Genomic DNA, 13,498 nt, shown 5'->3' on the forward strand with positions numbered 1-13,498 from the left:
CGCGACGATGTGCCGGCATAAGGGCCGATCGCTGGAACATGGCAGCCTTAAGGCGGTCATTCTCGTCATGCGGGCCATGCGTGGCGGCCATGAAGCGGCTGATGGAGCGGCCGTGCGCCGAGGCTGTGAAGCGTCCGTGTACGGGCCATGCACAGGCCATGCACGCCGACCATGAAGCGGCCATGAATCGGAATTGGACATTCTCAACGGCCGCCTCGCCGTGGACCATGGAGGCATGGCTGATCACCAGGCAGACGAGCTGGAGCAGGCGCTGCGACGGGCCGTCCGCGGGGACGTCTCCTTCGACACGGCGAGCCGGGCCCTGATGACCATGGACGCGTCCAACTACCGGCGGGTGCCCGCCGGGGTGGTCGCGCCCCGCGACGCCGACGATGTGGCGGCGGTGCTGGCCGTGTGCCGGGAGCGCGGGGTGCCGGTGGTCGCGCGCGGCGCCGGGACCTCGATCGCCGGCCAGGCCACCGGGCTCGGCGTCGTCCTCGACTTCACCCGCCATATGCGCGGCATCCTCTCGCTCGACCCCGAGCGGCGCACCGCCGTCGTCCAGCCGGGCGTGATCTGCGACGACCTCCGTACGGCGGCCGGCGCCCATGGGCTGACGTTCGGCCCCGACCCGTCCACCCACAGCCGCTGCACCCTCGGCGGCATGATCGGCAACAACTCCTGCGGCTCCCACTCCGTGGCCTGGGGCACCACCGCCGACAACGTCCACGAGCTGGACGTCCTCACCTACGGCGGGGAGCGGGTGCGCGCCGCCCAGGGCCTCCACGACCTGCCCGCCCGGCTCCGCGACGGCATACGGTCCCTGGCCGGTCAGCATCTGGCCCTGCTGCGCACCGGCTTCCCCGAGCTGCCCCGCCGGATCTCCGGCTACGCCCTGGACGAGCTGCTGCCCGAGAAGAACGCCGACCTCGCCCGCGCCCTCACCGGCAGCGAGGGCACCCTCGGCGTGGTGACCGAGGCGACTGTAAGGCTGGTGGAGGCGCCCGGCGCCCGCGCCCTGGCCGTGCTCGGCTACCCCGACGAGAGCGCGGCGGCCGAGGCCGCGCACACCCTGCTGCCCTACGGTCCGCTGACCGTCGAGGGCATGGCCGCCGATCTGGTCGCCGGGGCGACCGGGCTGCCCAAGGGCGGGGCCTGGCTGTTCGTGGAGGTCGGCGGCGCCACCCGCGAGGAGGCGCTCTCCCGCGCCCAGGAGGTGGCCCGCGCCGCCGCCGAGGCCACCACCGACCACACCGTGGTCGCCGACCCGGCCGGGCAGCGCGCCCTGTGGCGGGTGCGCGAGGACGCCTCCGGGACCGCGACCCGACTGCGTACTCCGGGTAGGAGCGATGGCAGCGAGGCATGGCCCGGCTGGGAGGACTGCGCCGTGCCGCCGCCCCGGCTCGGCGCGTATCTGCGCGACTTCCGCGCCCTGATGGCCCAGCACGGGCTGCGCGGCACGCCGTACGGGCACTTCGGGGACGGCTGCATCCATGTCCGCATCGACTTCGACCTGCTGACCGAGCCCGGCATCCGGGTCTTCCGCGCCTTCTCCGCCGACCTCGCCGATCTCGTCGTCGCCCACGGCGGCTCGCTCTCCGGCGAACACGGCGACGGCCTGGCCCGCGCCGAGCTGCTGCCGCGCATGTACGGGGCGGAGATGGTCGGCCTCTTCTCCCGCTTCAAGGACCTGTGGGACCCGGAGGGCGGCCTCAACCCCGGCGTCCTGGCCCGCCCGCAGCGGCTGGACCAGAACCTGCGCTTCGACCCGCTGCCCAGGCGCCCGGTGGACGTCGAGTTCGGCTATCCGCACGACAAGGGCGACTTCTCGGCGGCGGTCCGGCGCTGTGTGGGCGTCGCCAAGTGCCGCAACGAGTCGGTGTCCGGCGCCGGGGTGATGTGCCCGTCGTACCGCGTGACCGGCGAGGAGAAGCACTCCACGCGCGGCCGGGCCCGGCTGCTGCACGAGATGCTCGCGGGCGAGGTCGTCCAGGACGGCTGGCGCTCGGAGGAGGTACGGGACGCCCTCGACCTGTGCCTGTCCTGCAAGGGCTGCCGCAGCGACTGCCCGGTGGAGGTCGACATGGCCACCTACAAGGCGGAGTTCCTGCACCACCACTACGAGGGCCGGCCGCGCCCCGCCGCCCACTACTCGATGGGCTGGCTCCCGGTGTGGCTGCGGGCGGCGTCCCTCCTGCGGGCGGCCCCGGCGGCCAACGCGCTGGCCGGGGTGAGCCCACTCGCCACCCTGGCCAAACGCCTGGGCGGCATCGCCCCCGAACGCGACATCCCGGAACTGGCCCACGAGCCCTTCACGAGGTGGTGGCGCGACCGGGTCCGCACGGCGGCGCGCGAGGCGGGGACCGGATCGGGATCGGTGCGGCCCGAGCACGGACGGACCGTCGTCCTGTGGCCGGACACCTTCACCAACCACCTCTCCCCGTCCGTCGGCCGGTCGGCGGTCGCCGTGCTGGAGGCGGCCGGGCTGCGGGTGGTCGTTCCGCCGAAGCCCGTGTGCTGCGGGCTGACCTGGGTCTCCACCGGCCAGCTCGACCGCGCCCGTACGGTCATGCGGCGCACCCTGGACGTCATGGCCCCGGCCCTGGACGCCGGGCTCCCGGTGGTCGGCCTCGAACCCAGCTGCACCGCCGCCCTCCGCACCGACCTCCCCGAACTCCTCACCTCCGACCCGCGCGCGGCACGCCTCGCCGAGTCCGTCTCGACGTTCGCCCAGGCGCTGGAGGCTTACGCCCCCGACTGGCGGCCCCCGAGGATCGACCGCCCCGTCGTCGGCCAGACCCACTGCCACCAACACGCCGTCCTCGGCGACGCCGCCGAACGCCGCCTCCGCGAACGCGCCGGCCTTACGGGCGCCTTGAGCGGCGGCTGCTGCGGCCTGGCAGGCAACTTCGGCTTCGAGAACGGCCACTACGAGGTCTCGGCGGCCTGCGCCGAGGAGCAACTGCTGCCCTCCGTAAGGGCCGCAGAACCCGGCACGGAGATCCTGGCGGACGGCTACTCCTGCCGCACCCAACTCACCCAGCTGGCGGGCCAGAAGGGCCGCCACCTGGCAGAGGTCCTGGCGGAACGGCTGCCGTAAGGCGAGCCGGTCGCGGTTGCCGGGGCTGGTCCGCCGAGCCGCACACCTCATCGAGCCGACCAGCCCCACTGTCGGCGCGCCCTGACGGGCCGTCTCAACCGGCTGAATCATGCAAGCGTGCTTGATTGTTTCTCGTCGCGCTGCCACCCTCGCTCGTCGAGAGCTCTTGGCGAGGGCGCTCGGTGAGGGCGCTTGACGAGGGCGCTCGGTGAGGGCTCTTGACGAGGGCAAGAGAAGGCCGACACACGACAGACCCGACGACGGGAGCGACGCGTGTCCGAGACGGAGGCTCTGCTCGGCGATCTGCGGGCGGAGGGGGACGAGTTGGACGGCCTGGTGGCCGGGCTCGGGGGCGCGGAGTGGCGGATGGCGACGCCCGCGCCCGGGTGGACCATCGCCCACCAGATCGCGCATCTCACGTGGACCGACGAGCGGGCCGTACAAGCCGCCGAGGACGCCCAGGGGTTCGCGGACGAGGTGCGCCGGGCGTGGGCCGCGCCGGACGCGTTCGTGGACGAGGGCGCCGAGCGCGGCGCGGCCGAGCCGCCCGAGGTGCTGCTGGGCCGCTGGCGCGAGGGGCGGGAGCGGCTGCTCCGGACGCTGGCCGCGCAGCCGCCGCGCGCCCGGCTGCCGTGGTACGGGCCCCCGATGAGCGTGATGTCGATGGCGACCGCCCGGCTGATGGAGACCTGGGCGCACGGCCAGGACGTCGCCGACGCGCTGGGCGTGCGCCGGGCCCCCACCGCCCGGCTGCGCCATGTGGCCCGGATCGGGGTCCGGGCGCGGGGCTACGCGTACGCGGCGCGGGGGATGGAGCCGCCGGCCGAGGAGTTCCGGGTCGAACTCACCGCTCCGGACGGTGAGCTGTGGACGTACGGGCCGGAGGACGCCGCTCAGCGGGTCACCGGGCCCGCGCTGGACTTCTGTCTGCTGGTGACCCAGCGGGCCCACCGCGACGACCTGGCCGTACGCGCCGAAGGGCCGGACGCGGACCGCTGGCTGGACATCGCTCAGGCGTTCGCGGGCCCGCCCGGCAAGGGCCGGGCTCCGGGGCAGCGGACGGAGCACATGGTGGGTGGTGGTGCCGAGCGCACGGCGGGTGGTGGTGCCCCCGGCGACGCCTCCGCAGGCGGTGGTGGCTCGGGCGGTCCCTCCGCCGGCCTCGGCGCCCCAAGCGACGCCCCCGCAAGCCCCGCCCCGCCGAGCGACGTTCCCGGACACCGCCCCGGAGGCGCCCCGTGACCCCTCCGCCCGGCCCCCTCCGTATCGGCAACGCCTCCGGTTTCTACGGCGACCGCTTCGACGCGGTGCGCGAGATGCTCACCGGCGGGCCCCTGGACGTGCTGACCGGTGACTACCTCGCCGAGTTGACCATGCTCATCCTGGGCCGGGACCGTGCCAAGGACCCCGCGCGGGGCTATGCCACGACCTTTCCGCGTCAGCTCGAGGACACCCTGGGGCTCGCCATGGAGCGCGGCGTGCGACTCGTCACCAACGCGGGCGGGCTCAATCCGGCCGGGTTGGCGGACGCGATCCGCGAGCTGGCCGAGCGGCTCGGCATCGAGTGCCGGGTGGCCCACGTCGAGGGCGACGACCTCCTCGGCGCCCGCGACTGGGGGCCCGGCGTGGTCACCGCCAACGCGTATCTCGGCGGGGCCGGGATCACGGCCTGTCTGCGCGGTGGCGCGGACGTGGTGGTCACCGGGCGGGTGACGGACGCCGCGCTGGTGACGGGCCCGGCCGCCGCGCACTTCGGATGGGCCGCCGACGACTGGGACGCGCTCGCCGGGGCCGTGGTCGCCGGGCACATCCTGGAGTGCGGTACCCAGGCGACCGGCGGCAACTACTCCTTCTTCGCCGAGCACGACGTCCGCCGCCCCGGCTTCCCCCTCGCCGAGATCCACCCCGACGGCTCCAGCGTGATCACCAAGCATCCGCACACCGGCGGCGCCGTCACGGTCGGGACCGTCACCGCCCAGCTCCTCTACGAGACGGCGGGCGCCCGCTACCTGGGCCCCGATGTCACCGCCCGGCTGGACTCGGTGCGGCTCACCCAGGACGGCCCGGACCGGGTGCGCGTCCACGGCGTACGGGGCGAGGCGCCGCCCCGCACCCTCAAGACCGGGCTGACCCGGCTCGGCGGCCACCGCAACGAGGTGGTGTTCGTGCTCACCGGCCTGGACATCGAGGCCAAGGCGGCGCTCGTACGGGACCAGATGGAGGGGGCGATGAGCAAGCACCGCCCCGCCGAGGTCCGCTGGACCCTCTCCCGTACCGACCACCCCGACGCGGCCGTACAGGAGGAGGCGAGCGCACTGCTGCGGCTGGTGGTGCGCGACCGGGACCCGGCGGCGGTGGGGCGGGTGATCAGCGGCGCGGCCGTCGAACTGGCCCTCGCCAGCTACCCCGGCTTCCATGTGACCGCCCCGCCCGGAAAGGGCTCTCCTTACGGCGTCTTCGAGGCCGTGGAGACCCCGGCCGACACCGTGCCGCACACCGCCGTACTGCCGGACGGCACCCGGCTGTCCGTTCCCCCGGCGCCCTCCACGCCCGCCGCCGGAGGTCCGGTGGACGAACCCCCGCTGCCGCCCCCGCTGCCGCCGGGGCCGACCCGCCGCGCCCCGCTCGGCGCGGTCGCCGGGGCCCGCAGCGGCGACAAGGGCGGCAGCGCCAACATCGGCGTCTGGGCGCGCGGTGAGGACGCCTGGCGCTGGCTGGCCCACACCCTCACCGTCGACCGGCTGCGGGAGCTGCTCCCGGAGACGGCCGCGCTGAACGTCACCCGCCATCCGCTGCCCCGGCTGCGGGCCCTGAACTTCGTCGTGGACGGCCTGCTCGGCGAGGGCGTCGCCGCGCAGGCCCGCTTCGACCCCCAGGCCAAGGCCGTCGGCGAATGGCTGCGCTCCCGCCATCTGGACATACCGGAGGTTCTGCTGTGATCCCCCGTTCCGGCCTCCGAACCACGGCCGTTGGCGATGGGCCGCTCTCTCGCCGCCTGGACATACCGGAGGTATCGCTGTGACCGTGCTCGCGTCCGCGCTCGACCCCGCAGGCGCCGACCACACGGCCCATCGGGAGGCGATGCTCGCCAAGCTCGCCGAGTTGGAGGGCGAGCACGCCAAGGCGCTCGCCGGGGGCGGTGAGAAATACGTCCAGCGCCATCGCGAGCGCGGCAAGCTGCTGGTCCGCGAGCGGATCGAGATGCTGCTGGACCCGGACACCCCCTTCCTTGAGCTGTCGCCGCTGGCCGGCTGGGGCAGCGACTACCCGGTCGGGGCCTCGATCGTCACCGGCATCGGGGTGATCTCCGGTGTGGAGTGCATGATCAGCGCCAATGACCCGACCGTACGCGGCGGGGCCAGCAACCCCTGGACGCTCAAGAAGGCGCTGCGCGCCCATGAGATCGCCCGCGCCAACCGGCTCCCGCTCGTCAGCCTGGTCGAGTCCGGCGGCGCCGATCTCCCCTCCCAGAAGGAGATCTTCATCCCCGGCGGGGCGATGTTCCGGGATCTCACCCGGCTGTCCGCTTCGGGAATCCCCACGATCGCCGTGGTCTTCGGCAACTCCACCGCCGGAGGCGCGTACATCCCCGGGATGTCCGACCACGTGATCATGGTCAAGGAGCGCTCCAAGGTCTTCCTGGGCGGTCCGCCGCTGGTGAGGATGGCCACCGGTGAGGAGAGCGACGACGAGTCGCTGGGCGGCGCCGAGATGCACGCCCGCACCTCCGGGCTCGCCGACTACTTCGCCACCGACGAGCCCGACGCGCTGCGCCAGGCCCGCCGGGTGGTCGCCCGCCTCAACTGGCGCAAGGCGCACCCCGATCCGGGGCCGGCCGAACCGCCGAAGTACGACGCCGAGGAGCTGCTCGGCATCGTTCCGAGCGATCTGAAGGTCCCCTTCGACCCGCGCGAGGTGATCGCCCGGATCGTCGACGGCTCGGACTTCGACGAGTTCAAGCCGCTGTACGGGCGCAGCCTGGCCACCGGCTGGGCCGCGCTGCACGGCTATCCGGTCGGGGTCCTGGCCAACGCCCAGGGGGTGCTGTTCAGCGAGGAGTCGCAGAAGGCGGCGCAGTTCATCCAGCTCGCCAACCAGCGCGACATCCCGCTGCTCTTCCTGCACAACACCACCGGCTACATGGTCGGCCGCGACTACGAGCAGGGCGGGATCATCAAGCACGGCGCCATGATGATCAACGCCGTCTCCAACTCCCGCGTCCCGCATCTGTCGGTGCTCATCGGCGCCTCGTACGGCGCCGGTCACTACGGGATGTGCGGCCGGGCGTACGACCCCCGCTTCCTCTTCGCCTGGCCCAGCGCCAAGTCCGCCGTGATGGGACCGCAGCAGCTCGCCGGGGTGATGTCGATCGTCGCCCGGCAGTCCGCCGCCGCCAAGGGGCAGCCCTACGACGAGGAGGCCGACGCCGCGCTGCGCGCCATGGTGGAGCAGCAGATCGAGTCCGAGTCGCTGCCGCTCTTCCTCTCCGGGCGGCTCTACGACGACGGCGTCATCGACCCGCGCGACACCCGCACCGTGCTCGGCCTGTGTCTGTCCGCCCTGCACACCGCGCCGGTCGAGGGCGCGCGCGGTGGCTTCGGCGTCTTCCGGATGTGAGTGAGGAACCCGTGATCCGTTCCCTCCTGGTCGCCAACCGCGCCGAGATAGCGCGGCGTATCGTCCGCACCTGCCGTGACCTCGGCATCGCCACCGTCGCGGTGCACTCCGACGCGGACGCCGACGCGCCCCACGCGCGCGAGGCCGACTCCGCCGTAAGGCTGCCGGGCGACGCCCCGGCCGACACCTATCTGCGCGGCGATCTCCTGGTGCGGGCCGCCCTGGCCGCCGGGGCCGACGCCGTCCACCCCGGCTATGGCTTCCTCTCCGAGCACGCCGACTTCGCGCGCGCCGTAAGGGCCGCGGGGCTGGTGTGGGTGGGGCCGCCGCCCGAGGCGATGGAGGCCATGGCCTCCAAGACCCGCGCCAAGGAGATCATGCGCAAGGCGGGCGTGCCGCTGCTCGATCCGCTCGACCCGGCCGAGGTCACCGCCGGCGATCTGCCCGTGCTGGTCAAGGCGGCGGCGGGCGGCGGCGGCCGGGGCATGCGGGTGGTGCGCGAACTGGACGCGCTCCCCGCCGAACTCGACTCCGCCCGCGCCGAGGCGGCCTCCGCCTTCGGTGACGGTGAGATCTTCGTGGAGCCCTATATGGAGGGCGCCCGCCATGTCGAGGTCCAGGTGCTCGCCGACACCCACGGCACCGTATGGACCCTCGGCACCCGGGACTGCTCCCTCCAGCGCCGCCACCAGAAGGTCATCGAGGAGGCCCCGGCCCCCGGTCTTGACGAGGAACTGCGGCGCACTCTGGCCGAGTCGGCGGCGAACGCGGCGCGCGCGATCGGCTACGAGGGCGCGGGCACGGTGGAGTTCCTGGTCTCACCCTCGGGGCGGGCGTACTTCCTGGAGATGAACACCCGCCTCCAGGTCGAGCACCCGGTCACCGAGGAGATCCACGGCCTCGACCTGGTGGCGCTCCAACTGCGGATCGCGGAGGGGGAGCGGCTCGACGCCGAGCCTCCGGCGGCCCGGGGGCACGCCGTCGAGGCGCGGCTGTACGCCGAGGACCCGGCGCGCGACTGGCGACCGCAGACGGGGATCCTGCACCGGCTGGAGATCCCCGGGCTGCGGGTGGACTCCGGCCCGGACGGCGGGGACACGATCGGCGTCCACTACGACCCGATGCTGGCCAAGGTCATCGCCGTGGCCCCCACCCGGGCCGAGGCGGTACGGCGGCTGGCCCACGGGCTGGAGCGGGCCCGGATCCACGGCCCGGTGACCAACCGCGAGCTGCTCGTACGGGCGCTGCGCCACCCGGAGTTCGAGGCGGCCCGTATGGACACCGGGTTCCTCGAACGCCATCTGCCCGAGCTGACCGCCGCCTCCGATGACGACGAGGCGGCTCCGCTCGCCGCCCTCGCCGCCGCCCTGGCCGACGCGGCGCGGCGGCCGACGACCGTGGCGGGGCGGCTGGGCGGCTGGCGCAATGTGCCCTCCCAGTCGCAGCAGAGGAGCTACCGCGCCGAACCGGGCGGCACCGAGCACGAGGTGCGCTACCGCCTCACCCGCGACGGGATGCTCGCGGAGGGCTTCTCCGACGTCCGGCTGCTGGGCGCCGAGCCGGGGCGGGCCGCTGAGCCAGGGCGGTCCGCCGAGCCGGCGCGGGTCGTCCTCGATGTGGCCGGGGTCCGGCGCACGTTCGAGGTGACGGCCTATGGGGACCGCCGCTATGTCGACACGCCCCAGGGCGGCCATGTGTTCACCGCGCTGCCCCGCTTCCCCGACCCCACCGCCCGCACCGAACCGGGCTCGCTGCTGGCGCCCATGCCGGGCACGGTGGTGCGGGTCGCCGAGGTGGCGGTCGGGGACCGGGTCGAGGCCGGTCAGCCCCTGCTGTGGCTGGAGGCCATGAAGATGGAGCACCGCGTGACGGCGCCCGCCGCCGGGGTGCTCACCGCCCTGCACGCCGCCCCCGGCCGCCAGGTCGAGGTCGGAGCCCTGCTCGCCGTCGTGGCGGCGGGGGAGTGACCCAGCCCGCGGAACACAGCCCAAGTGGCCCGCACAACGCACGCACGTGGGAGGAGCCGTCCATGACCAGCCCGCACATGCCCGTGGACACCCCGGAGCGCGTGGCGCTCCGCGCCGCGGTGTCGTCCTTCGCCAAGGGACACGCCCCGGGCGGCCCCCAGGAGGGCGACGGGGCCGCTGAACTGTGGGCCGAGGCAGGAAAGCTGGGCTACCTCGGCGTCAATCTCCCCGAGAAGTACGGCGGCGGGGGCGGTGGCATCACCGAGCTGTCCATCGTCCTGGAGGAGCTGGGCGCGGCGGGCTGCCCGCTGCTCATGCTCGTCGTCTCGCCCGCCATCTGCGGCACCGTCATCGCCCGGTTCGGCACCGCCGAGCAGAAGGAGCGCTGGCTGCCCGGTCTGGCCGACGGCAGCATCACCATGGCCTTCGGCATCACCGAGCCCGACGCCGGGTCCAACTCGCACCGCATCACCACCACCGCCCGCCGGGACGAGGGCGGCGGCTGGATACTCAACGGCCGTAAGGTCTTCATCACCGGGGTGGACAAGGCCGACGCGGTCCTTGTCGTCGGCCGCACCGAGGACGCCAGGACCGGGAAGCTCAAGCCCTGTCTGTTCATCGTCCCGCGCGAGACCCACGGCTTCTCCCACCACCACATCCCCATGGAGCTGGCCGCCGCGGAGAAGCAGTTCGAGCTGGTGCTGGACGACGTACGGCTGCCCGCCGACGCGCTGGTGGGCGACGAGGACGCCGGGCTGCTCCAACTGTTCGCGGGGCTCAACCCGGAGCGCATCATGACGGCGGCGTTCGCGCTGGGGATGGGCCGCTACGCGCTCGACAAGGCCGTGGACTACGCCCGTACCCGCCAGGTGTGGAAGGAGCCCATCGGCGCCCATCAGGCGATCGCCCACCCCCTCGCCCAGGCCCATATCGAGCTGGAGCTGGCCCGGCTGATGATGGCGAAGGCGGCGTACCTGTACGACGCGGGCGATGACGCGGGCGCGGGCGAGGCCGCCAACATGGCCAAGTACGCGGCCGGGGAGGCCGCGGTGAGGGCGGTGGACCAGGCCGTGCACACCCTCGGCGGCAACGGCCTGACCGCCGAGTACGGGCTGGGCCGGCTGATCACGGCGGCCCGGGTGGCCCGGATCGCCCCCGTCAGCCGGGAGATGATCCTCAACTACGTCTCCCACCAGACCCTGGGCCTGCCCAAGTCGTACTGAAAGGACCCAAGTCGTACTGAGCGAGCCCAGGTCGTACTGAGCGGGCCCAAGTCGTACTGGGTCGGCGCCGGGCCCGCCGAAGTCGTAGGGAGCTCGCGGGTAGGGCAGAACGGACAGGTAGGTCCATCAGAGCTGAGGGGAGCGGCCATGGTGCTGCGCAGCGAGTATCCCGATGTACCGCCCGTCGATTTGCCCATCCACGACGCCGTACTGGCCCGCGCGGCCGAGGAGTTCGGCGACCTGACCGCGCTGGTGGACGGCGTGACCGGGGCGGCCCTGAGCTATGCCGCGCTGGACCGCGCGTCGCGCCGGATCGGGGCCGAGCTGGCCGAGGCGGGGGTGCGCAAGGGCGATGTGGTGGCCCTGCACAGCCCCAATTCGATCATGTACCCACCGGCGTTCTACGGCACCACCCGGACCGGGGCCGCGGTCACCACGGTGCATCCGCTGGCGACGCCGGAGGAGTTCGCCAAGCAGCTCAGGGACGCGGCCGCGTCCTGGATCATCACCGTCTCGGCGCTGCTGGGCGTGGCCCGGCAGGCCGCCGAACGGGCGGGCGGGATACGGGAGATCTTCGTCTGCGACGGGGCGAGCGGCCATCGCTCGCTGCGCTCCATGCAGAGCGGCACCGCGCCCGAACCGGTGGTGGCGATCGACCCGGCCGAGGACATCGCCGTCCTGCCGTACTCCTCCGGCACCACCGGCACCCCCAAGGGCGTGATGCTCACCCACCGCAACGTGGCCACCAACCTCGCGCAAGTGGAGACGCTGGTGCCCAACCGGCCGGGGGAGCGGGTGCTGGCCGTTCTGCCGTTCTTCCACAGCTACGGCCTTACGGCGCTCATGAACGCACCGCTCCGCAACGGCGGCACGGTGATCGTGCTGCCCCGCTTCGAACTCGACACCTTCCTCGCGGCGATCGAGAAGCACCGCGCCCAGGCGCTCTATGTGGCCCCGCCGATCGTGCTCGCGCTCGCCAAGCACCCGGCGGTGGACGGCCATGACCTGTCGTCGGTGCGGTACGTGCTGAGCGCGGCGGCCCCGTTGGACGCCCGGCTCGCGGAGGCGTGCGCCCAACGGCTCGGCGTACCGCCGCTGCTTCAGGCGTTCGGAATGACGGAGCTGTCCCCGGGCTCCCATCTGGTGCCGCGCGACGCGAAGAACGCCCCGCCCGGGACCGTCGGAAAGCTGCTGCCGAGCACCGAGATGCGCATCGTGGACCCGGACAGCGGTGCGGACCTGGCCGTGGGCGAGGACGGCGAGATCGTCATCCGCGGACCGCAGGTGATGAAGGGCTATCTGGGCCGCCCCGAGGACACCGACGCGATGATCGACGCCGAGGGCTGGCTGCACACCGGCGACGTCGGACATGTGGACGCGGACGGCTGGCTGTATGTGGTGGACAGGGTGAAGGAGCTCATCAAGTACAAGGGCTATCAGGTCGCCCCGGCCGACCTGGAGGCCGTGCTGCTCGCCCATGAGGCCGTCGTCGACGCCGCCGTGATCGGGGTGACGGACGGGGCGGGCGATGAGATCCCCAAGGCGTATGTGGTGCCCCGGCCCGGGACCCGGATCTCGGCGGACGACCTCATCGCGTACGTTGCCGGGCAGGTGGCCCCGTACAAGAAGGTGCGGCGCGTGGAGTTCACGGACGCCGTGCCGCGCTCGGCCACCGGCAAGATCCTCAGGCGTGAACTGCGCGCCAGGGAAAGGAGTTCGACCGCCCCATGACCGACGGCCCCACGACCGGCCCCACGAACGGCCGACCTCTGACCGACGGCCTTACGGCTGATGCGCCGAAGGCCCTCGTACGGTCCGCCTCCGCGCGCGGGATCACCACCCTCACCCTGGACTCACCGCACAACCGCAACGCCCTCTCCTCGCGCCTGGTCGCCGAGTTGCGCGAGGCGCTGGCGGCGGCCGGGCGGGACGACCGCGTGCGGGCGGTGCTGCTCACCCACACCGGCACCACCTTCTGCGCGGGCGCGGATCTGAGCGAACCGCCCTCGGCTTCGGGGGCGTCCGGGCTGGTGGCGCTGTTGCGGTCGATCGTGGAGCTGCCCAAGCCGGTGGTCGCCCGCGTCACCGGGCACGTACGGGCCGGTGGGCTCGGGCTGCTCGGGGCCTGTGACATCTCGGCGGCCGGGCGCGGCGCCAGCTTCGCCTTCACCGAGGCGCGGCTCGGCCTCGCCCCGGCCGTCATCTCGATGCCGCTGCTGCCCCGGCTGGACCGGCGCGCGGCGGCCCGCTACTACCTCACGGGGGAGCGGTTCGACGCCACCGAGGCGGCCCGGATCGGGCTGGTGACCATCGCGGACCCGGAGGGGGACGCGGACGAGGCGCTGGCGCCCGTCCTCGACGGGTTGCGCCGGGGCTCCCCGCAGGGCCTGGCCGAGTCCAAGCGGCTGGTGACCGCCGATGTGCTGCGCGCCTTCGACCGGGACGGCGAGGCGCTGGCCGCGCTCTCGGCCCGCCTCTTCGCCTCCGACGAGGCCCGCGAGGGCATGACGTCGTTCCTGGAGCGGCGCGACCCGGCGTGGGTGCGGCAGACGGTGGCCGAGGCGGGGGCGGCGGCCGACGCGGGCGTCGCG

7 protein-coding genes and 1 pseudogene are annotated in these 13,498 nt (G+C 73.7%); all 8 read left to right on the plus strand.

The genetic code is table 11. The features are described from left to right. The first annotated feature begins 235 nt into the window (after positions 1 to 235). A complete protein-coding gene (locus tag ACZ6TD_RS26920; RefSeq protein ID WP_471342255.1) occupies positions 236 to 3,100 on the plus strand; it encodes an FAD-binding and (Fe-S)-binding domain-containing protein in 2,865 nt (954 codons plus the stop codon). Positions 3,101 to 3,373: 273 nt separating this feature from the next. After that, the gene (locus ACZ6TD_RS26925) at positions 3,374 to 4,342 is read left to right on the plus strand and encodes a TIGR03084 family metal-binding protein (RefSeq protein WP_471342256.1); all 969 of its coding nucleotides are present in this window, start codon (positions 3,374 to 3,376) and stop codon (positions 4,340 to 4,342) included. Next, positions 4,339 to 6,039: an acyclic terpene utilization AtuA family protein gene (locus ACZ6TD_RS26930; RefSeq protein ID WP_471342258.1), complete on the plus strand. Its 1,701-nt coding sequence runs from the start codon at positions 4,339 to 4,341 to the stop codon at positions 6,037 to 6,039. The genes ACZ6TD_RS26925 and ACZ6TD_RS26930 overlap by 4 nt, the downstream gene beginning before the upstream one ends. Before the next feature lie 79 nt (positions 6,040 to 6,118). Further along, a complete protein-coding gene (locus tag ACZ6TD_RS26935) occupies positions 6,119 to 7,717 on the plus strand; it encodes an acyl-CoA carboxylase subunit beta (RefSeq protein WP_471342259.1) in 1,599 nt (532 codons plus the stop codon). A gap of 11 nt (positions 7,718 to 7,728) precedes the next feature. Next, the gene (locus ACZ6TD_RS26940; protein ID WP_471342261.1) at positions 7,729 to 9,684 is read left to right on the plus strand and encodes an acetyl/propionyl/methylcrotonyl-CoA carboxylase subunit alpha; all 1,956 of its coding nucleotides are present in this window, start codon (positions 7,729 to 7,731) and stop codon (positions 9,682 to 9,684) included. A 62-nt stretch (positions 9,685 to 9,746) separates the two neighbouring features. Beyond that, a complete protein-coding gene (locus ACZ6TD_RS26945) occupies positions 9,747 to 10,907 on the plus strand; it encodes an acyl-CoA dehydrogenase family protein (RefSeq protein ID WP_471342262.1) in 1,161 nt (386 codons plus the stop codon). A 147-nt stretch (positions 10,908 to 11,054) separates the two neighbouring features. Then, complete coding sequence (locus ACZ6TD_RS26950; RefSeq protein ID WP_471342264.1) at positions 11,055 to 12,638, plus strand: 4-coumarate--CoA ligase family protein; 1,584 nt, start codon at positions 11,055 to 11,057, stop codon at positions 12,636 to 12,638. Then, positions 12,635 to 13,453: pseudogene (locus ACZ6TD_RS26955) on the plus strand (enoyl-CoA hydratase family protein); the annotation flags it as partial. The gene ACZ6TD_RS26950 and the pseudogene ACZ6TD_RS26955, both read left to right, overlap by 4 nt. Positions 13,454 to 13,498 lie beyond the last annotated feature (45 nt).

This window comes from Streptomyces yongxingensis, assembly GCF_055597465.1.